Origin of the sequence: Moorena sp. SIO4A1 (assembly GCF_010672065.1) — a bacterium.
In the GTDB taxonomy this organism is placed as follows: domain Bacteria; phylum Cyanobacteriota; class Cyanobacteriia; order Cyanobacteriales; family Coleofasciculaceae; genus Moorena.
Window position 1 is genome coordinate 26,100 of the sequence record NZ_JAAHHX010000011.1, and the last position, 21,252, is coordinate 47,351.

The following is a 21,252-nucleotide window of genomic DNA, read 5'->3' on the forward strand; positions in this document are numbered from 1 at the left end:
GATTTAAGAAAACTTTTTTAACTATATGTTACGTACAGTTGCGATTTTTGTTCTATCTCTAACCTTATGTTGGACCACAGTAGGGTGTGGTTCTCCTAACTCAAGCCAAGTGTCGCTGAATCGGGGTGGGAGTACATCCTTTACTCCAACTCGGTTGAGTGATGGGAAATATCCCGTACAACAGGCAACCTACGATGATGTTAATGGGGTATATACCCTAATGGTACTCAATACTCCTGCGGGTAGTCCGCCAGTTTTTCGGAGCAGGGATTTGCAGATGGCACGTCTGACTGAAGAGCAGGTTGCTGCTGGGGAAAATACGTATCTGAGTATTGATGACAATCAGCCGGTGATGTACCTAACTGAAGACTTCCGGATTGAATATGTCCACAATGTCACTGAGACTAGATCTAATCCTCAAACTGGTCAACAAGAAACAGTAATCGTGCGTCAGCAATCCAGTTTCTGGGCTCCTTTTGCTGGTGCTTTGGCTGGTCAAGCTATAGGTAGTATGCTATTTCGACCTCAATACTATGTTCCACCGGTTTATCAACCGGGAGGGGTTCTGAATGGTTATGGTGGGTATGGTAACAGCTATAGTCAAGCAGTGAAGCGATATGAAACACGGTACAAAGCACCGCCACCCGTGGTTAAAAATACTCGCTCTTTCCGCACGACTGGTAGCTTAAGAAAATCTCCTGCAGCTAATCAAGCCACTACTCGTAAAGCCTCACCCAACGCTAATCGCTCCACAGGAAGTGGTTTCGGCTCAAGTCAGTTACGCACCTCTAGTCCATCTAGTACTAAGAAAGCCAAACCAAGAAGCAGTGGTTTTGGCAGCACGAAGCGATCGCCTTCTGGCTTTGGTAGTAGTCGTGGTGGTAGTCGTTCCTTCAGACGCCGCCGCTAGTTTTAAGGCCCCTTAAAATACCCTTAAAATACATTAAGAAGCTTCTAAAGTCTTTAGAAGCTTCTTATTTTGCTGCATTATCAGGTTAGTTTTTGATTTACTACCATAACCTAAATACTGTAACTGGGGTGCTAGGATTCGAACCTAGGAATGGCGGGACCAAAACCCGCTGCCTTACCGCTTGGCTACACCCCATTCATTCCACTTCTTTGATGATAACAGATTTGACTGGGAATATGTCAAGTATTTTTTTTGATTATTTTTTCTTTGTTTGGGCGAAAGGGTAATGGAGTAATGGAGGAATGGTCACCGGAAGGAAGAGAAAGAGAGATTGATTGTCTGACCTCCGCATGTTTTTTCCCCCCTCTTCCTTTTCAACCTATATTCACGCCGGATAAATCCGTAAACGTCGGTTGGGTTCATCGCCAAAGCTAGAAGACTTGAGGCGATAGTGTTCAACTAACTCGTGTTGCATTTTCCGCACTTTAGGCGATCTGGGCAACAATTCTACAGGTTGGCCTTTGGGAATCACAATTTGCTCAACTGCTAAACGGGCTTCTTCTAGAGCCTCGATTTCATCCTCGCTAACGCTTTGGGCAAATAACTCCAAATCAGCAGCATCGGGAATTGTGGGGTCATCCATGTGCAACAGACGCCTTAATGCCCGAGTAATCTGGGGGATGGAGCTAGCTTTGATAGCGTGAATCGGGATCTGACGAGATTTAGCAATGGACTTGAGCTTGGAGTGGTTTTTGACATGCGATCGCAATCCTAAAACCACATCAGCAGTATCCATGTTTTTTGTCAAGACCACAGGCAAATTGAGGATTTGGATCACTTGCTCGATTTGATGACGACTAATGCCGTAAGGATACACCTGTAGTGGCAAATCCTCACCATTAGGTCCTAACATCTCCATCCCTTGACCCAAGAGCTCTTGCTGTGACCAAGATTCAGCCAGCAGCTGTTCAAAGGTGCTATTTTCCCGAGCTGGCTTTGGTTCTTGAAGGGATAGGGGATTCATCTGCCCAGATGAACGCCAACCTTTTGGTTGGCTAGGAGTCGTTAGGGTAAGGTGACCCTTGCTCCGACCATTTAGGGGAGTGGTAACTGGAGCGCTAGGTAATTCTCGGGTAATGGTTACCTTACCATTTTCATCTTCTGTCCTGACTGGAGGATTTGGTTGACGTCCCCTGAGTAAATTATCAACCGTGTCCGCAACACTTTCATGTACTACCCAACGCTTACGCTCTAGCATTTCTACAGCGATTTCAAAGGTTGGGGGGGCTTTTCGCTCCAAAACGGTTTTCTGGGAGCCTCGCCGTCTGGCTTCGTCATCCCCTAGGGTTACAGCCTGGATACCGCCTACTAAATCCGAAAGAGTGGGATTTTTAATCAAGTTTTCAATCCGATTGCCGTGAGCAGTTCCCACCAGCATCACCCCCCGTTCCGCAATGGTACGAGCGGCCTGAGCTTCCAGTTCTGTGCCAATTTCATCGATAACGATCACTTCTGGCATATGGTTTTCCACCGCCTCAATCATCACCTGATGCTGATGTTCTGGGCTAGCGACCTGCATCCGTCGGGCTCGACCAATAGCTGGGTGGGGAATATCGCCATCTCCAGCAATTTCGTTAGAGGTGTCGATAATCACGACCCGTTTGTCTAATTCGTCTGCCAGAACTCGGGCAATTTCCCGTAAAGCAGTAGTTTTGCCTACACCAGGACGCCCAAGCATCAAAATTGACTTACCAGTTTCGACTAAGTCACGAATCATGCCGATGGTACCAAAGACCGCTCGACCCACACGACAGGTTAAGCCAATAATTTCCCCTGGACGGTTCCGAATCGCACTAATGCGGTGCAAGGTACCCTCAATTCCGGCTCGGTTATCACCGCTAAAGGATCCGACTCGCTCAACACAGTGATTGATTTGTTCGATAGTAACTGGTGTATCAGAAAGGTACTCTGCCCGATCACGAAAGCGCACTTCTGGGAAGCGACCGAGATCCATAATCACTTCGATCAAACTGTCCCTTTCAGGATGTTGCTCCAATGATGACCGAATTTCGGCGGGCAATATGTCTAGTAATTTTGGTAGGTCATCTGTAATTTTTTCACAGTTTGAAATCCCCTGAGTTTTGTCCACTGTTTCTTGGTGTTCCTTGGTAGGTATAGTGGCAAAATCTAGTTGAAGATTGTCACTTACCTCTGAGGAGTGACCACTAACGGTCATCGCCTCAACCAAGTTATTTTCATAAACCACTGGTGATTCTTGATTGAATGACAGTTGTTGCTCTGAAAGCTTGTTTAGTGGAAAATTCACCATTTGTTTTGACCAAATAAAGCGATTTCTGCTGTTAACTTTTGCCCTGTTTAACTTTCGGTTGTTAGTCAGGTTTTGGATTTAGGTCATGTCTAATTTTACTCCCTAATAATTGAAGGTTTTTATGCTAATTTAATCCAACAGTATTCCTCGATTAAAGTCAAGAACATTAAATACTCTGAGGAATTTTTTTGACTGATTTGAGTTGAGCCACCAGGGCATGGGCAGTTGCCACAGCCTGCCAGAGCAGATCTGGTACATCTTCAAGGTTTCTATAAGAGGGATTAGGAACGAATCCCTGGTGGTGATCAACGTTTTGGTCATAGTCTTGTTCTAACTTTTCTAGAATCGGTGAGAGTAGAACTCGGGCGTAGCTACCGTAAGCCACACCGGCAACGTAGGGTAGGTTATTTGGTTGTTCGCCTAGGGTGGCCTTTTGGTCAAGGTTGTTGTAAGAACGTTCAACCGGCAACCTATCAACTTGGGCTAGCTTCAAAAGCCTAGCTGCTCTTAGTTTGCTGACGGTGTGGTTATTGGTACCACCAGCTAACTGTACGTATCCTGGTAAGCCAGCAGCGATGACTTTCTGAGCGAGTTTGACAGCAGCATGAGTTGTACCCATGCCTATATCCCCACTCATAGGACGTCCATCGGTTTGCCAGATTAGAGGACAGGGTAAAGGCTGGATGAGTTGGTAGATTTCCTTTAGGTAGTCAATCAAATCTTTACCATCTGGGCAGCTAATGGCTAGGAGTTTGAGTTGAGCGCACCAGGGTGCGATCGCATTCCATAGTCTTTTAAAGTCTGGTAAATTCCCGACTTTGGTGTGAATTTCTATAGCATCAACGCCATTGCTTAGAATCAGGGGTGCGATCGCAAAAGGAGCTGATACGTATGAGCGAGTAGTGATCAGCTGATGGGGGCAAACTGGCAGACAACGACCACAGCCATAGCAGCGTTGGTCGAGCACACCAGAGTAAGCTTCACTGCCATTCTGGAAAGTAATTGCTTGTGCTGGGCAAATCTTTTCACAGGGACGGGGGCAGTCCCCTGGACACAAATCTGAGTCAAATTCGGCTTTTCGGAAATGGGGGTCTTCCCCATCATTCAAGCTCACCATCAGCCATGGTCTGCCACAGAATCCAAACCCTCGCTGTTTGGCTTCATTTCCCATGGTGCTGGCGACTTGTAAGGCATCTTTCGCCGCCGAAATGACCGCCGGGTCAGCTGCCACATCAATACAATCGGCACCGGCGAGGGTGTAAGCCAAGGTTAGGCTTCTAACAGCAGGGAGGTGTTGAAAACTGGCTCCGCAAATGAGCTTGAACCAATCACCCTCCCTTAAGGAATGTAAGGGATAGTAAAGTTCATTCACTCCTATATGCTAAATCTTTAACGCGAAAATGGGGAGACTAATTTTAGAATTTGAGTAATTAAAAAGGCGTTTTTTGAGGCGCTTACAATCCTTTCCGGGGGGGGAAATCCCTCAATTGTTTTCCAAAAATGCAGATTTAGGGTAGCTGGTTTTATTCTTACACCAAATATAGCGGTTGAATTTCTACAGCTGATCTCACTAAAATAATGGTGTCAATTAATTGAAAATTTTTTTTATTTCAAAATTATTTTTATTAAAACCCATCCCACGTGATAATTAGTCGTGGGATGGAGTTTAAGCATTGGGAATCTTGGCGCTTATTCGGTTAATCAATAATCGCGTTAAGCAGGACCTCGGCTAAGGTCATATTCTCCATGTCTTCCAGAGTCACTGTGTCCACGATGTCAAATTGAGCCCCAGCTCCTTCAAGGTCATCATCAAGTGCTTTGAGAAACCGAGTTGCCATGGCATCATTACCCACTTGGATCAGTGAAATGCCTAGTTCTTCATCCCGGTCTATGTGCCGAGATGCTTCAATGATCACTCGCATTACGGCTTTGCGGTCATCTGGCTCACCATCGGTTATCACCAAGAAGGTTTCCCCATTGGGTTTGGTTTGCCCAGCCGCTTTGCGCTTAAAGTAGTCATCGGTGGCATCCTTTAGCACACCAGCGAGATCGGTGCGACCCATGGGATCATTTTCTTGGAAAATTTGTTCTACTTTATCTGAGGTAACATTGTCGTACCGTCTAAAGCGACTAGAAAACAGGTAAACCGTAATCCCATCTGGATCGAGCTGTTCACATTTTCTGGCCACTGCTAAGGTAGACTCTTGGGCAATCTGCCATCGACTTTTGCTCCTATCTTGGGAGTCTGGGCTAGACATACTGCCGCTTTTGTCGATGATTAACGTATAGTCACGGTCTTCCACGAGTGAACCTCCCACGAAAAAATTTCCTCCTTACCTTTACTGCCACGATTTCTTAATCTAGCTTAGCTAATACTCCCACAGCTCATCTGGATGTTTTAGCCTTAGGACCCTTAGCAGAAGTTGATTATGCCAACATTATGAAACCATTATTAAAAGCATCTTTCAACGGCAGCACCTTAGACTTGCTTATCAGGGTAGGTAATGGTGGATTTATTTGATTGACTGTTGTCTCTATTTACTATTATAAATTAAAATAATAATCTTAGAGATTAATCGTCAAATCTTGACAGTTTGCTTAGGAGCTGTGTTACCTGCTCACCATCAGATGATACTTAACGAGTCTGGCAATCAAGACCGAGTTTCTTTCAAGGCTTGCAAATAATCAATTGCTGCCTCTAGTTTGGAGGGATAGGAGTCAGAAAATTCTTCAAACCACAACCCTTCTGCTGAGTTTGGAGTTAAGCCTTTTAGCCACTCAGTGGCTTGCTGATTAAGGGCTTCTCGTTCTCTTTGCTTTTGCTGCTGAACTCGTTTTTGTTCAGCTTCGAGTTCCTGCTGTTGTTTGAGAACCTCTTCTTGGTCTTTTTTATCAAACTCTGTTCTCATCTCAGCCAGCTCCCGATCCTGAGCAGTAGATACCCAATCAGGTATTTTGGATGGTGATGCACTAGTTGCTGGATCAGTTAGTGGCAAATCAACTAGTTTTTCCTGAAACAGAGGTTTTTCTTGCGGTTGAACACCAGCATCTTTTTGTTCATATTCAGCTTTGAGTTGAGCTAACAAGTCATCCATTGATTCCATGACTTTGGTCTCCTCTTAAATTGTTAACTGTTGAGGGATGTTTTTTAAACAGTTAACTTACAGCACTGTCACAAGCCTCGAACCCTGACGGGATAAATCCCACTAACTTCTCCTATGCTTTAGTCAATAATAGCATTGATCAAAACTTCAGTGAGAGTCATATCCTCCATCTGATCAATAGTTACCGTATCTACGATGTCAAACTTAGCCCCAGCATTTTGCAGCTCATCATCTAATATTTTTAAGAATTTAGTTGCCTGGAGATCATTCCCGATTTGGATGAAGGAAATTCCTAGTTCTTCATCGACATCAATACGCCGTGATGCTTCTATGATCACCTTCATCACAGCTTTGCGTTCATCAGGCTCCCCATCAGTGACGACTAAGATGGTTTCTCCATTTTCTTTGGTTTGGCCACTAGCCTTACGTTTAAAATAGTCGTTGGTGGCATCGAGTAAAACACCAGCTAAATCCGTGCGTCCCGATGGTTCATTTTCCTGGAATATCTGTAGCACTTTATCTGCGGTTACATTGTCGTAGCGTTTAAAGCGACCAGAAAATACATAAACCGTGATGCCATCTGGATCCAATTCTTCACATTTACTTGCTAAAGCAAGGGTAGACTCCTGCATCATTTGCCAACGGCTTTTTCCAGCAAGTTGATCCCTAATCGACATGCTGCCACTTTTATCGATGATTAAGGTGTAGTCACGTTGTTCGAGCATTGCTAGTCTTACCCACTATCATCCTACACCTCTAGGGTATCAAAATTATCATTTGTGACTAGTAACAGGGTTGGGTATCGATAAATATCAGCTATCAGCTATCAGCTATCAGCTATCAGCTATCAGCTATCAGCTATCAGCTATCAGTATTTAGCTTATGCCTTAGGTCACAGGCTAGAAGCCTGTGCCACGCTTTTGAATAAAATAAGCTGACCGCTGACCGCTGACCGCTGAATGCTTACAGAGCTATACCGAGACTATAAATTGGCTACAGAAACGAGTCCCGGCAAAGTCTCTTTGAGGGGTTGCCAACGGAAAGCACGATCTCCTCCCATCTCTAGGATTACTTTTACTCGTGGTTCTTGCTGGGGCAATGTGGTTAGATAGTCAACTTCTTGACTAGATAGAATAATTCCTTCAATAATCCACAGCACCAACCCTTTAGATTTGGGAGATAGGGCTGACAGTTGGTAGGTGACCAAGGGTGGCAGGTAGTAAACATCACCGACTGCAGATGATTTACCCATATTTTTCTTGCCCAGATGAGGAGGGCGAACACCGTGAATTCCAGTTAGATAAGCGGCTGGATCTCCTAGTCCTTTGGCAGTAATGGAAACGGTGGTATAGCCAGCAGCTCGCAAACGCCGCTGATAACGACCTTCAAACCCACCTTCTAATGGTGCATAAACTGCCAATGCACCAGACTTTTCTAGTGCCCGGATGAATGACTTGCCGGTGGTGATCAGTGCCATTGCTACCTCTGCTTCTGGTTTAAGTTTTGTGAACTCCTGTCAGCCTCCTATTATAAAGGACTGTTGGCAACTTCCCTCGAAGGTGCTGGAAACAGAGCACGATATCGCGGCTTGGCACAACAGCAGCACAAATATGACCGGTTATCAACAATCAATAAGGATTTCAGTATAAAAAAACCTGATCAGAATGGCCAAACTGAAAAAAATTATACTTGAGATAGGAGGCAAATTTACATAGATCTAGCACATGGCATTCATCGTATCCCATGGATACATAGTATGTTTTCCGGTCCTGTGATGTCCGACATATCCGACCTTTCTGTTTTATAAAGCTATTATCTTTGAGCGCAACTAAGTATTAGAAAACATAATTATGGCTCCCAATCCCACCATCATGAAAGCTGTTGAGCAGCTAGACTACCGCGTCACTGTTGGGGATGTTGCTGCCCAAGTGGGTTTAAACATCCATCAAGCCGAGCAAGGTTTACTTGTCCTGGCCTCGGAAGTAGGTGGACATTTACAAGTGGCCGAGTCAGGGGATATTGCTTATCTGTTTCCCAAAAACTTTCGCGCTATTCTCCGCAACAAGTCCTTAAAGCTACAGTTGCAAGCATGGTGGGAAAAGGTTTGGGCTGTTTTATTCTACCTGATTCGGATTTCCTTCGGGATTTTCCTTCTGCTTTCCATTGTGTTGATGATTGTTGCGATCGCATTTATTGTTCTAAGCCTCAAAGCTGGCAGTGACAATGATTCTGACGGAGGAGGCGGAGGAGGAAGTCGTTCTGGTGGTGGCGGCGGAATCCTGTTTTTGCCCCGTTTATGGATTGGACCGGATCTGTTTTGGTGGTTCAACCCATCATACTCCCACAGTAATGCTCGCTCGAGACGGCGAAAATCCCGTTCGGACCGAGGAGACAGTGAGATGAATTTTTTAGAGGCTGTCTTCTCCTTTCTGTTTGGTGATGGCAATCCCAATAGTGATTTAGAAGAACGTCGCTGGAAAACCATTGGTGCTGTAATTCGTAATTCCGGAGGGGCTGTGGCAGCTCAACAGATTGCTCCCTATCTTGATGACCTTGGGGAAAGCTATCAGCGGGAGTCGGAAGACTATATGTTACCCGTGCTAATCCGATTCGACGGACGCCCGGAAGTTAGCCCATCAGGGGATATTGTCTATCACTTCCCTAAATTGCAGACAACTGCTGCCAAACAGAATCAACAACCGGTGCCAGCTTATCTTCGTGCCAAGTTGTGGCAGTTTTCTCAGGCCAGCAGTAACCAGATTATGCTGGCGATTGGGTTAGGGAGTGTAAACTTTGTTTTAGCATTAGTCCTGGGTTCCCTGTTGCAGGGGGGTGAGATTGCTGAACAGCTAGGAGGATTTGTACTATTTGTGGAGCTAATTTACCCTCTGTTATTGGTTTATGGCGTAGGATTCTTGACTATACCGTTGCTTCGATATTTCTGGGTTCAGCGGAAAAAGAAGCACATTGAAGCTCAGAATCAAGCACGGCAGGAAAATGCGATCGCACTTAATCAGCCGGATGAAGCTTTACAGAACAAGATTGCCTATGCGCAACAGTTTGCCGATCAAAATGTGATTGGGGAAGACAATTTGGTTTATAGCAGTGAGAAGGATTTATTGGATCAGGATATAGAACGGAAAGATCAAATTGATGCCGAGTGGGAACAGCGCTTAGAGTTGGGATCTACTCACAATCTTGATTAACTAATTAGTAAGCATTTAGCCGTCAGCTGTCAGCTGTCAGTGGTCAGCGGTCAGCTATCAGCTTTGTGGAACAGCCTTCGACGCTTTCACTTGACTCAGATTCAACAAATGGTTACCTGTTTGATTCAAAATCTGACTTCTGACTTCTGACTTCTGACTTCTGACTTCTGACTTCTGACTTCTGACTTCTGACTTGCGCGTAGCGCTATATCAGTAATGACCGGGAGATGATATGAACCAAGATCAGGGCCAGTTCTCATCTTGATCACCTTAACATCTCGACTGACTAAACAGTGGTCTACAGGAATAGCTAACCAAGGATTGGCTGGTGAAAATTGTGATAGGGTTGGTAAAATCCCAAACCCAGCACGAGCGTCACGCAATCCCGAACTTTCAATTAGACGTTTATAATAGGGTGACCACATCGTAACGTTTAAATCACCAATTAGCACAACTGGTTTTTCAATTTGTTTTATATAATTCCCAATCTCCTCTTCTAAATCTTGATTGCGCCACTGCCAACGTTGCTTTTCCAAATCCTCTTGCTGGCGTTGCTGAATTGAAGTATGAATGCGCGATTGTTTGGTTTTGGTCAAGCCCCCTAAATCCCCCAACTTTGGGGGACTTTGATAGTTTTGTTCCCCCCAAAATTGGGGGGCTAGGGGGGCAAAATCATACCCATAATCAGCAACGCCAAAATCCCCTGGCTTCCCAAAATAAAATTGTGGATAGGAGTGAGTAACAATGACTGAAGCGTCGGCACCAGCAATCTTTAAATCTAATTTGACCAGACCACGATATTTTCCGTATTCCAGAATTTCTGATTCTTGTAATGGTAAACGACTGTATACTTCAATCTGAAGTTCTGGAATACTGATAGTATAGGGTAAAAACTCTCTTAACTCTTCTAATTCTTCAGGCCAAGGGTCTTTGGTTTCTAAAAAAGCGGCAATCGTCGGGTTTTCTTCTTTCACCAAGGCAATAGCATCAGCACGCTTATTGGAAAACGAGACATTGAACAGAAACAGACGCATGGGTTCACCGGAAGCCCCAAAGCTGATTTTAGGGATATACCAAGGAAGGATTTCTGTCAAGTTAATCATTAAGCAAAATAACGTGACTATCACCCAAAATTTGCGGCGAGTTAGGGCAAAATAAATTAATGGTAATACCCCTAATACCAGATATTGATGTTTAAAATTAGTTGTGAATTCTAAGTATACGTTATCTCTAAAAAAATAGCTAGTTACAGAGAGTAATGTGACAAGACTAGTTAAGATAATGAATAACGATAAAATCCAGTTGTTTAATACCTTAACTAATGGATTAGAAGTCGAGTTAGTCATCAACTTTGCCTCTACCGTACTTGTTATGCTAAATAAACAGTCTGTAAGAGGGAACAGGGAACAGGGAACAGGGAACAGTTGCTAGTGGTGCTTCAGGGGGGGCTCGCCGTTATTTTCCGCCTCGTAGCCAGGGTTGGTAAAGCCCGCCCCGTTCCACCCACGGGCAAGATGCCCGTTCCACCCACCGGGTCAAACAGCAAACATGAGATGCACCCGATAGGGAGCAGGGTTTTCAGATTTTTTACTAATTTGGAAATAGGCAATTTAAAGCTACAACAACTTACTTCAAACTAGCCCTACTCCCTACTCCCTACTCCCTACTCCCTACTCCCTACTCCCTACTCCCTACTCCCTACTCCCTGTTCCCTGTTCCCTATTCCCTGTTCCCTGTTCCCTTTGCTATTTGATATCAATCAATCTGAGCTAGTTGAGCACTAGAGTAATAGTGACTCAAAATTTGTAGGTAATTCAATCCCCGACGGGATAAGTTGTAGGCTCCCCACTGACTTAACCCCAATCCGTGACCATAACCACGACCGTTGAATTGGAAACCATTTTCGGTTTTAGACACGGTAAACAGCCTACTTTTCAGACCTAGGATTTTGCGTAATTCCTTGCCTTTAATAGTCTTTGTATTGCTACTGCCTTCTACTTTAAGAGTGATCACCCTGCCTCGGGGTGTCCTTTCCACTGGGGTCATGGCGATAATATTACCAACACCAGGAATCTTCTGGCTCAGTTGACTAGCAGAAAAGCTTTTTGTCCACTGGTAGACTGGTGTGCCCTGATCGTAATCAGGTACACCCTGTAGATAAGGAATGGGTTCACTCCACCAAATATCTTCTACATTTTCTGTATGTCCTCCAGACGCAGCATGGAAAACAGCGAGAATCACTTTATTACCATACGTCATGATCTGTCCCGCTGTGGCATTAACCGCTTGATGAGTGCTGGCTGTTTCGCTATTTAGACCTTTGTAAACTTGCCAACGCTGGGTATCCCCTATATCATAGATATCGCTCTTGGATTTGTTCCGTTGATGGAGCACATAGGAACGAGCTGCTACTGCTTGGGCTTTCAAGGCTTCTATCGGCCAACTGGGACTCATTTCTGCGCCAATCACGCTATAGAGATAGTGTTCTAAATCAACATGGTTGACCGCTGTTAACTTATTGTCAGAACTAACCAGTCGAGTGCGTCCCCGATACCAGCGATCGCCTATCCAAACATAACCATTGTCTTTCGGTTCAATCCAGAGGGATTTCCCTTGCCACTGACCTAACTTAATTCCACTACCGTTAGTTTCCGCAGTCATACCTGCCATGGCTTTTAAGTCTCCCACGGCTTGACCTGTCCCATCTCGGACAATGGCTGTGGTGGAACTCCCCAAGGTTACCTGTTTAACACCTTGCTCAACCGCTATCCGCAGTTCTACCGCTGCCTGAACTGGTGCAATGAGAACCATCCACAATAAAAAAGAGAGCCACCAATGACGCCCTCCTAGAACAATTATTGACTTGAGCATAGTTACAATAAAGATGGGAAAGCCTTTTGATGCCATATTTACTAGTTACTGATTACTTATACGAAGAGGAATCTTTTTGTCCTGATTAACAGCGATTCGATCTTACTCTGAGTTGTTCCAATTAGCGGCCAATTGTAACGGGCAAGATGCCCGTTCCACCCACCGGCAAGATGCTAGTAACACACCACGGGCAAGATGCTAGTAACACACCACGGGCAAGATGCCCGTTCCACACCGCACCACCGGGTCAAACAACTAATCGTTGATTTCATTTTATTCACCAAAAAGTCTAATACTTAGTTGCTGTAATACTTTCAACCCTTGTAGGGAACCTCGAATTAGTCTGGTAGCTGCTATTGGTTGCTTTAGCATACCCATGGCTAAGGGCAAGGGTTTCAGTGATCCATCAGCACTAATCGCTGGGGTAAGGTCTGGGATATTGTAGTAGCTATCATCACTAATCACTCTTACCATTGCTACAGCAAATCCCTTGGGATTAAGTACCGATAGGGTAGCAAATCCTTCCATATCGACTACATCAGCTTGGTAGCTCTGACCGAGTTGACGCTTTTCTACGCTAGAGGAAATTATGCGATCGCTACTCAATCCCCTCACTAAATTAGCTTGGCGTTGCTGAGTTGAAGTATGAATGCGCGTAGGTTTGGTTTTGCTCAAGCCCCCTAAATCCCCCAATTCTGGGGGACTTTGAGAGTTTTGTTCCCCCATTGAAGTATGAATGCGCGTAGGTTTGGTTTTTCTCAAGCCCCCTAAATCCCCCAACTTTGGGGGACTTTTAGAGTTTTGTTCCCCCCAGAATTGGGGGGCTAGGGGGGCACAATCATACCCAGAATCAGCAACGCTATTAGTCTTTTCAGCCAGTTTCTCGTGAACTAAGCTAGTCAGTTGGCTGCAGCACTGTTGCACCAGTGGTTGAGGTCTATTTTGGTTTGGGTCAATAGCAACACAATCGTTATACACAACAATATCACCAACGGAATAGTTAGGAGATAAGCTGCCACACAATCCCATCAGCAGTACTTTAGGTTGGGAGTGCTCGGGCAAATTTGTTGTAGTTTGTAACCATGTTTCTAGATACTGAGTTACAGGCTCTGCTCCCATCGGAATAGATAGAATCAGAGGTAATGGACGACCAGTAATCTGCTTGATTCCTCGACAAATTGCTTGATATTCTGCTCCTTGAGGAACAAGAATGATCGTGATCGGAATAGTTAGTTGGGAAAGGTTCATACTTTAGGAAAGGGAATAGGGAAAAGGGAACAGGTAATTAATTTCTGTGTAGGTGCTTCTATGAATTTAAATAAACCAAAACGGCCAACAATTTGGGTAACAGCTCTAGTTAGTTTGCTCTCAGTAGGACTAGTTACGCCCCAGCCCACAGTGGGACAAACTACCATTGCCCAACAACAGGAATCAGCACAAGCACAACTAACCAAAGCTAAGCAACTGACTCAGCAAGTTATTGATCTTAATGAGCAAGGGAAATACTCGGAAGCGATTCCCCTTGCCCAGGAAGCTTTGAGAATTCGACAGCAAGTGCTCGGGGAAGAACACGCAGATGTGGCAACCAGCCTCAATCATCTGGCGGCACTCTATCGTGAAATGGGAAGGTACCAACAGGCGGAACCCTTGTTAACCGAAGCCTTGGAGATGAGGAGACGGTTGCTGGGAGATCAACACCCTGATGTGGCAACCAGCCTGAATAATCTGGCGGCACTCTACTATTCCATGGGAAGGTACCAACAGGCTGAACCCTTGTATACCCAAGCCTTGCAGATGGACAGAAAGTTGCTGGGAGAGGAACACCCATCTGTGGCAACCAGCCTGAATAATCTGGCTTTGCTCTACTCTTCCATGGGAAGGTACCAACAGGCTGAACCCTTGTATACCCAAGCCTTGGCCATGACGAGACGGTTGCTGGGGGAGGAACACCCTAATGTGGCATTAAGCCTCAATAATCTGGCTTTGCTCTACTCTTCCATGGGAAGGTACCAACAGGCTGAACCCTTGTATACCCAAGCCTTGGCCATGACGAGACGGTTGCTGGGACCCGACCACCCATCTGTGGCATTAAGCCTCAATAATCTGGCTTTACTCTACCAATCCATGGGAAGGTACCAACAGGCGGAACCCTTGTATACCCAAGCCTTGGAGATGAACAGACGGTTGCTGAGGAACCAACACCCATCTGTGGCATTAAGCCTCAATAATCTAGCTTTACTCTACCACTTAATGGGAAGATACCAACAGGCGGAACCCTTGTATACCCAATCCTTGGAGATGTTGAGACGGTTGCTGGGGGAGGAACACCCATTAGTGGCAAGCAGCCTCAATAATCTCGCTGGTTTACATCACAGTCAAGGAAACATTCAGCAAGCCCTAGAGTTTCTCGAAGCGGGATTAGACATCCAAGAACTTAATCTAGAACGTAATCTCGTCGCTGGTGCTGAAAAGCAAAAACGAGAGTACATGAAAACTATCTCTGGCACAAGAGATAGAGCCATTTCTCTACACCTAAACTCAGATCCCGATAATGAAAGAGCAGCTGGTCTAGCGTTAACAACTATCCTGCGTCGCAAAGGTCGCTTACTCGATTTCTTGACCCATAGTCAGCAACTGTTGCGTAAACGCTTAGATTTCCAAAGCCAAAAATTACTAGACCGACTCAACAATACTCGCACCCAACTTGCTAACCTTACCTACAACCGACCAGAGAATCTTCCCCTTGAAGAATATCGTAATCAACTCAATAAACTAAGGAATCAGGAACAGGAACTAGTCGTAAAAATTAGTAGGCGCAGTCGTGAATTTGCCCAAATCAATCAACCAGTCACCATCGAAACTATTCAACAACTGATTCCTGAAGATACGGCACTGGTAGAATTTGTAGAGTACAAACCCTTAAATCCCCAAAAGGGTAGTTTTGGTAATCCCCGTTATGCCGCCTATGTACTCCCTTCTAAAGGCGCACCCCAAGGCATTGATTTAGGGGAAGTAGATGCTTTTAAACCTCTGTGGGAGATACTTGAATTATCCCTTCAAACTGTATATCTTCCCATCCCTAAGGTAAAAGAAGCAGCCCGTAAAATGGATGAGAAACTGATGGCGAAAGTTCGTCCTTTGTTGGGAAATAGCCGCAGGATTTTATTGTCTCCAGACAGCTTCCTCAACCTCATCCCCTTTGAAGCTTTAGTAGATGAAGACAACCGGTATTTAGTAGAAAGCTATGGTTTTACCTACCTCACCTCCGGTAGGGATTTACTGAGATTATCCAATCCTAATCCCAAGCTTACCCAACCAGTACTTTTGGGAGCACCAGACTTTGATAATTCCGCTCAAACTACTGCCCTTGGGGAAGAAAACCAGATAGTAGCAACCCGCAGCTTACGTGACTTTAATCCTTCCGAGTGGGGCTTATCGCCTTTACCTGGTGCTCTTGAGGAAGTAAATGCGATCGCAAAGATGCTGGGTGTAGAGCCCTTGTTGGGTGCTCACGCTAATGAAGCAGCATTGAAACAGGTTACTCGTCCCAGAATACTACATATCGCTACCCATGGTTTCTTCCAAGAAAGACCTGAAAAGGAAGAGTTTACTAATGGGGATAATGCTTTACTTCAGTCATGGTTAGCATTAGCAGGAATTAAGGACAACAAGCGAGAAAATGATCATGAAGATGGCATCTTTACAGCCTTAGAAGCAACCGGATTAAATTTATCAGGTACAAAGCTAGTGGTGTTATCAGCATGTAATACAGGTTTAGGCAATATCAGTGCTGGAGAAGGAATATATGGATTGCGTCGAGCTTTAGTGATTGCTGGGTCAGAAAGCCAAGTCATTAGTTTGTGGAACGTGAATGATGAGGCTACGAAGTATCTAATGGTGTCTTATTATCAAGGATTGAAGGATAACCAAGGGCGTTCTGAGGCTTTGCGGAGGGTTCAGTTGCAAATGCTAGGAAGTCCACAGTATCAGCATCCCATTTATTGGGCGAGTTTTATTCCTTCTGGTAATTGGCGCTCTATGGCTATTGACTAAATTAGCCTTGTTGCCCAGTTGCACCAGTGGTTTAGATCTATCTTGGTTTCGGTCAATAGCAACACAATCGTTATACACAACAATATCACCAACGGAATAGNGGAGTAGGGAGTAGGGAGTAGGGAGTAGGGAGTAGGGAGTAGGGAGTAGGGAGTAGGGAGTAGGGAGTAGGGAGTAGGGAGTAGGGAGTAGGGAGTAGGGAGTAGGGAGTAGGGAGTAGGGAGTAGGGAACAGGGAAAAAGTTGTGTGTACCTCAGGTGCGACCCGTGGCGAATTTAATTCGCCAAGGTCAAGGGCACCTAACTTGTGATCAGAAGTGCTATATATCGATGCTATCGCCCTTGATAGTATTTTTCTGTTGATAGTAAACCCAGTTACCACAGACAAATTTAAATTTTTTATAAAGTTATCGACAATTTTATATTAAGTTTTATTAAAGGCAACGTAAGCATATGCGCTACGCGCACGCGTGCGCGTTCAGCTGTCAGCCGTGAGCCAAAGGCTGACAGCTGAATGCTTATTTTATTCAAATCTCAGACCCCACACCCCTCACCCCAAAGGGTCTATCCCATCACCCCTGACCAATACATGTTTTGAATTCTTTGTCAATCTGTCAACTCTGATATAGCGTTTATATTTGAGTTGTGAACATAGGATTGTTAGGAATTGGGACTTCGGACTTCGGACTTCGGAGCAGTAGGAAAGAGTTTGGAGGATTTTTTGGTCTTCTTAAAAATCAGTAAGATTGTTCATGACCTATTTATAAACGCTATACAAACTTCTTCCTTTCGCCCTGTTGAGATTTCCTGTTGAACCCAAGCCTAGCCAAGGATAGACACAAAAAGGGTCAATGCCATGGTCACTGACCAATGCATGTTTTAAACTGTTTGTCAATTAGTAAAGTCTGATACAAAGTTCTAGGACCATAAGGAATTTTCGTTTTCGGTAGAAAAATCTTGACTACCTAAAAATCTGTAGTAGATTTAAATTTGTAAGCCTAAATAAGGGTTACATGACACCCGACAGCAGTTTTTTTTAACAGGCTGCGATGGGTGACACATGCTAGTTAGCTATCCATTTTTGGCGTTAATGATCATGAAAGCTCTTTTGAAGACAGATTTTCAGAGGATCTTTAAATAGTGATCGCAACTCAAGAGTAAACACCCTCTGGTGGATCAAGACACTCTCAATGTTAGTAAATAAAAGGACACGAAACCGAAGATGAATATCTTAAAAAATTGGGCAATCAACGGCCTGAAAGCCATCGTTTTAAGCGCTCTGCTCTTGGTATGCACGTTGACCATTTCTGTCTCTAGTGCTTCGGCAGAGGTGAGCATGAATCGTTTCTGTTCCCATCTGCACCAATTTACAGGAGCGAATACAACATATCCCCTGAATTGCCAACCCAGTGATTTCGATCTGGTCCAAGCCACATTCTGTGTCCACTTACACAAGTATATAGGCACGAACACTACCTATCCATCTGGTGACGCTCAAGCTTGGTGCGAGCAAAATCCAAATCCTGGAGGGATCGTACCTGAGGATGTTTATTGCACACACCTTCATCAATGGGGAGGCAATAACACCACCTTTCCCATCGATCCATCTTGTTAATAGAGAGACCCCTCTGTTAATGGGTAAAGCCTAGGGGAAAAGATACCAAAGACTAGGTAATATCATTTCCCCCTAGATTGCAATAATTAAACAAAAAAGCGCTCCCCGTCTGGAGAGCGCTTTGTGTTAATCAAGTAGATTAAACCAAGTTGAAATTAACCGTTGATCACTGGAGCAGTCAAAGCTACAGGAGTAGCTTCAGCCGCAGCTAGGTCTAGAGGGAAGTTGTGAGCGTTACGCTCGTGCATTACCTCGAAACCTAGGTTGGCGCGGTTTAGTACATCAGCCCAGGTGTTGATCACGTGACCTTGTGAGTCAATGATGCTCTGGTTGAAGTTGAAGCCATTCAGGTTAAATGCCATGGTGCTGATGCCCAGTGCAGTAAACCAGATGCCGATTACAGGCCATGCACCCAAGAAGAAGTGCAAGGAACGGCTGTTGTTGAAGGAAGCGTATTGGAAGATTAAACGACCGAAGTAGCCGTGAGCTGCAACGATGTTGTAAGTTTCTTCCTCTTGACCGAACTTGTAACCATAGTTCTGAGACTCAGTTTCAGTAGTCTCACGTACTAAGGAGGAGGTTACCAAAGAACCGTGCATTGCACTGAACAAGGAACCACCGAATACACCGGCTACACCTAGCATGTGGAAGGGGTGCATCAGGATGTTGTGCTCAGCTTGGAACACGAACATGAAGTTGAAGGTTCCGCTGATACCTAGAGGCATACCATCGGAGAAAGAACCTTGTCCAATTGGGTAGATCAAGAATACGGCGCTAGCAGCTGCAACGGGTGCGCTGTAAGCGACGCAGATCCAAGGACGCATACCTAAGCGGTAGCTCAGTTCCCACTCACGACCCATGTAGGCAAATACACCAATCAGGAAGTGGAACACTACCAACTGGTAAGGACCACCGTTGTAAAGCCACTCATCTAGAGAAGCAGCTTCCCAGATCGGGTAGAAGTGTAGGCCAATGGCGTTAGAAGAAGGAACAACAGCACCAGAGATGATGTTGTTTCCATACATCAGGGAGCCAGCAACGGGCTCGCGGATACCATCGATGTCCACAGGAGGAGCAGCGATGAAAGCAATGATGAAGCAGGTGGTAGCAGCAAGCAAAGTTGGGATCATTAAGACACCGAACCAGCCTACATAGAGGCGGTTGTTGGTGGAGGTGACCCAATTGCAGAACTGAGACCACACAGAGGTGTTGCTCTGCTGTAATACAGTAGTCATGTTCTTATGATTGCGGGTATGAATATGAACTTTTCGAGGTTCGTCCGGCTTGTGTGCGCCTTCATGTATTTATATTAAGCAATATATTTATTTTTGTAAAGGGGTTTTCGAGTAATTACCCCTAATATTATTAAATAATGTAAATAAGTAAGACTTATATTAGCTGAGTATTGACAAAAAGATAGTAATGTGAATGGGTAAAACAAAAATCGCCATACAAAAATAGCGATCGCAAAGAGTGACCTTTGCGATCGCTACTAGGACTTACTCCTTAACCCTCTCCCTAGGGTTACACTAACGGATTACCACTATACCGATAGGGTTTTTTGAGGTTTATTTGATTAATGATCAAACCACCCGATTATTTTGAATACACTGGGAATACCACTCAAAACTAGCTTTAGGAATACGCTGTTGGGTTGGGTAATCAATATAAGTAATCCCAAAGCGCCGATCATATCCCCAATACCACTCAAAGTTATCGATCATACTCCAGAGGAAATAACCATTAAGAGGATAACCTTCACTAACAGCGCGATGGGCTGCTTTGAGGTACTCTCGGAGGTACATAATCCTGTCCGTATCAATCACCTCACCCCTACCATTCAATTCATCCTGTGCCGCACAGCCATTCTCAGTGATAAACATCGGCAAATCCTGTCGCCCCAGGGTTTCACTGACATGACGAATCCCCCAATAAATGGAATCTGGTAGGATATTCAGCCAAGGCAGATTCATGCGAGGGTAGCCTTTGGGCATACCAAGGAACTCGTACCCCTGTGGATTGTCAGCAGCCCGGACATAGGTACCAGTGTAAATATTAAGACAAATCCCATCCAGAGGCTGATGAATAATTTGTAGGTCACATGGTCCGATGTCTGGGGCATTGTCTCCTAACACCTCAAGTAATTCAGGACTATAAGCACCAGTCAGAGCAGGGATAATGATACCGCCATTTTGCCCACATAAAGGGAATGCCTTTTTTGCTGCTGCCACATGGTACGGTGACTCATTGATTGGCACCGTGACGGACAAGTTATCCACTAAGGCTATAGAACAGGGAACCCGGGAAGCACTACGGATGGCTTGACAGCCCAAACCATGAGCTAAAAGGGCATGATGGGAGGTTTGCCATACCTGTTTGATGGATGTAACACGCCTACCCGGAGCATGGATCGGGTCGTGCTCAAACCCATAGCCTAAGTGAGTAAAACACATGATCTCATTAATGGTCATCCAATTAGTAATGCGATCGCCTAATTGAGTGACCACAGCAGTAACATAATCCGCAAAGTCAAAGGCCATCTGGCGAGAAAGCCAAGACTTGTATTTGTCTTCTAGGGCTTGGGGAGAGTCCCAATGAAATAGAGTGGCATGGGGAGTAATGCCATGATCTAACAAGCAATCCACCAAGCGCTTATAGAAATCAACCCCTTCCTGATTGACTTTCCCACGCCCGTCAGGAATAATCCGAGGCCAAGCAATGCTAAAGCGATAATCCTTGATCCCTAGTTTGACCATCAGCTCTATATCTTCTTTGTAGCGATGGTAGTGGTCACAAGCGACCGCACCGGTATCATCGTTAAGTATTTTTCCAGGGGTAGCACTGAAGGTATCCCACACACTAGGTTTACGTCCTCCTTCACTTACTGCTCCTTCAATCTGATAGGAAGCGGTGGCTACTCCCCATAAGAAGTTGTCTGGGAATTGGTAACTGATTCGATCGCCGTTAGTCATTAGTGCTTTGTTATTAAGACAGGGAGTTACGTACTAGATCATCCCACCTACTTTAGTGGTGGGACGAGTTAACCTATCCGCAATCAACGAAGAATCTTAACAGGAATGATAACTTTTGATCCACAGCTTCTCAGGAATTGGGTAGGGTCTTTTAGGGTTGGAAGTCCCCTGCCACTGAGCCGAAATCACTGAT

The 21,252-nt window shown here is 45.0% G+C and carries 15 protein-coding genes and 1 tRNA gene; 4 read left to right on the forward strand and 12 right to left on the reverse strand.

The window, feature by feature from the left end; genetic code table 11:
• Positions 1–25 precede the first annotated feature (25 nt).
• Positions 26–910, forward strand: coding sequence for a hypothetical protein (locus tag F6K53_RS11000; RefSeq protein ID WP_293080739.1), 885 nt, complete (start codon positions 26–28; stop codon positions 908–910).
• 123 nt (positions 911–1,033) lie between these two features.
• On the opposite strand, the gene F6K53_RS11005 is transcribed toward F6K53_RS11000, so the two are convergent.
• The 7 genes from F6K53_RS11005 to F6K53_RS11035 form a co-directional block, all read right to left on the reverse strand.
• A tRNA-Gln gene (locus tag F6K53_RS11005) sits at positions 1,034–1,105 on the reverse strand.
• A gap of 190 nt (positions 1,106–1,295) precedes the next feature.
• Positions 1,296–3,239 (reverse strand): R3H domain-containing nucleic acid-binding protein, encoded by a 1,944-nt coding sequence (locus F6K53_RS11010; RefSeq protein ID WP_293019128.1) that lies wholly within the window; start codon positions 3,237–3,239, stop codon positions 1,296–1,298.
• Positions 3,240–3,405: 166 nt separating this feature from the next.
• Positions 3,406–4,611 (reverse strand): circadian clock protein LdpA, encoded by a 1,206-nt coding sequence (ldpA, locus tag F6K53_RS11015; RefSeq protein WP_293080742.1) that lies wholly within the window; start codon positions 4,609–4,611, stop codon positions 3,406–3,408.
• Between the two features lie 325 nt (positions 4,612–4,936).
• Entirely contained in the window at positions 4,937–5,557 is a 621-nt protein-coding gene (locus tag F6K53_RS11020) for a VWA domain-containing protein (protein WP_293019126.1), read from the reverse strand.
• 333 nt (positions 5,558–5,890) lie between these two features.
• Positions 5,891–6,343 (reverse strand): hypothetical protein, encoded by a 453-nt coding sequence (locus F6K53_RS11025; RefSeq protein ID WP_293019125.1) that lies wholly within the window; start codon positions 6,341–6,343, stop codon positions 5,891–5,893.
• Between the two features lie 119 nt (positions 6,344–6,462).
• Positions 6,463–7,068: a VWA domain-containing protein gene (locus tag F6K53_RS11030; protein WP_293066209.1), complete on the reverse strand. Its 606-nt coding sequence runs from the start codon at positions 7,066–7,068 to the stop codon at positions 6,463–6,465.
• A 257-nt stretch (positions 7,069–7,325) separates the two neighbouring features.
• Positions 7,326–7,820, reverse strand: a complete 495-nt coding sequence (locus F6K53_RS11035; RefSeq protein WP_075904547.1) for an NAD(P)H-quinone oxidoreductase subunit N — start codon at positions 7,818–7,820, stop codon at positions 7,326–7,328.
• A 373-nt stretch (positions 7,821–8,193) separates the two neighbouring features.
• Here F6K53_RS11035 and F6K53_RS11040 point away from each other — a divergent pair, with 373 nt between their 5' ends.
• Positions 8,194–9,549: a hypothetical protein gene (locus tag F6K53_RS11040; RefSeq protein ID WP_293066206.1), complete on the forward strand. Its 1,356-nt coding sequence runs from the start codon at positions 8,194–8,196 to the stop codon at positions 9,547–9,549.
• A gap of 125 nt (positions 9,550–9,674) precedes the next feature.
• Here F6K53_RS11040 and F6K53_RS11045 read toward each other — a convergent pair whose 3' ends face one another.
• From F6K53_RS11045 to F6K53_RS11055, 3 genes are all read right to left on the reverse strand, one after another.
• A complete protein-coding gene (locus tag F6K53_RS11045) occupies positions 9,675–10,895 on the reverse strand; it encodes an endonuclease/exonuclease/phosphatase family protein (RefSeq protein ID WP_293066203.1) in 1,221 nt (406 codons plus the stop codon).
• A gap of 409 nt (positions 10,896–11,304) precedes the next feature.
• Positions 11,305–12,420, reverse strand: coding sequence for a SpoIID/LytB domain-containing protein (locus tag F6K53_RS11050; protein WP_293066200.1), 1,116 nt, complete (start codon positions 12,418–12,420; stop codon positions 11,305–11,307).
• A gap of 273 nt (positions 12,421–12,693) precedes the next feature.
• The gene (locus F6K53_RS11055; RefSeq protein ID WP_293066197.1) at positions 12,694–13,668 is read right to left on the reverse strand and encodes a phosphorylase; all 975 of its coding nucleotides are present in this window, start codon (positions 13,666–13,668) and stop codon (positions 12,694–12,696) included.
• Between the two features lie 60 nt (positions 13,669–13,728).
• Between F6K53_RS11055 and F6K53_RS11060 the strand changes: the two genes are divergently transcribed.
• Positions 13,729–16,473 carry a tetratricopeptide repeat protein gene (locus tag F6K53_RS11060; protein WP_293066194.1) on the forward strand — a complete coding sequence of 915 codons (2,745 nt, stop codon included), beginning with the start codon at positions 13,729–13,731 and terminating at the stop codon, positions 16,471–16,473.
• Between the two features lie 1,221 nt (positions 16,474–17,694).
• Entirely contained in the window at positions 17,695–18,087 is a 393-nt protein-coding gene (locus F6K53_RS11065; protein ID WP_293028711.1) for a hypothetical protein, read from the forward strand.
• 155 nt (positions 18,088–18,242) lie between these two features.
• Here F6K53_RS11065 and psbA read toward each other — a convergent pair whose 3' ends face one another.
• Positions 18,243–19,322, reverse strand: a complete 1,080-nt coding sequence (gene psbA / locus F6K53_RS11070; RefSeq protein ID WP_271968296.1) for a photosystem II q(b) protein — start codon at positions 19,320–19,322, stop codon at positions 18,243–18,245.
• Positions 19,323–19,670: 348 nt separating this feature from the next.
• Complete coding sequence (locus F6K53_RS11075; protein WP_293066802.1) at positions 19,671–21,059, reverse strand: GH1 family beta-glucosidase; 1,389 nt, start codon at positions 21,057–21,059, stop codon at positions 19,671–19,673.
• Positions 21,060–21,252 lie beyond the last annotated feature (193 nt).

Coding starts and splice junctions, on each gene's coding strand:
- F6K53_RS11000 (WP_293080739.1), top strand. CDS start 26: ATGTTACGTACAGTTGCGATTTTTGTTCTATCTCTAACCTTATGTTGG.
- F6K53_RS11010 (WP_293019128.1), bottom strand. CDS start 3,239: ATGGTGAATTTTCCACTAAACAAGCTTTCAGAGCAACAACTGTCATTC.
- F6K53_RS11025 (WP_293019125.1), bottom strand. CDS start 6,343: ATGGAATCAATGGATGACTTGTTAGCTCAACTCAAAGCTGAATATGAA.
- F6K53_RS11030 (WP_293066209.1), bottom strand. CDS start 7,068: ATGCTCGAACAACGTGACTACACCTTAATCATCGATAAAAGTGGCAGC.
- F6K53_RS11035 (WP_075904547.1), bottom strand. CDS start 7,820: ATGGCACTGATCACCACCGGCAAGTCATTCATCCGGGCACTAGAAAAG.
- F6K53_RS11040 (WP_293066206.1), top strand. CDS start 8,194: ATGGCTCCCAATCCCACCATCATGAAAGCTGTTGAGCAGCTAGACTAC.
- F6K53_RS11045 (WP_293066203.1), bottom strand. CDS start 10,895: ATGACTAACTCGACTTCTAATCCATTAGTTAAGGTATTAAACAACTGG.
- F6K53_RS11050 (WP_293066200.1), bottom strand. CDS start 12,420: ATGCTCAAGTCAATAATTGTTCTAGGAGGGCGTCATTGGTGGCTCTCT.
- F6K53_RS11055 (WP_293066197.1), bottom strand. CDS start 13,668: ATGAACCTTTCCCAACTAACTATTCCGATCACGATCATTCTTGTTCCT.
- F6K53_RS11060 (WP_293066194.1), top strand. CDS start 13,729: ATGAATTTAAATAAACCAAAACGGCCAACAATTTGGGTAACAGCTCTA.
- F6K53_RS11065 (WP_293028711.1), top strand. CDS start 17,695: ATGAATATCTTAAAAAATTGGGCAATCAACGGCCTGAAAGCCATCGTT.
- psbA (WP_271968296.1), bottom strand. CDS start 19,322: ATGACTACTGTATTACAGCAGAGCAACACCTCTGTGTGGTCTCAGTTC.
- F6K53_RS11075 (WP_293066802.1), bottom strand. CDS start 21,059: ATGACTAACGGCGATCGAATCAGTTACCAATTCCCAGACAACTTCTTA.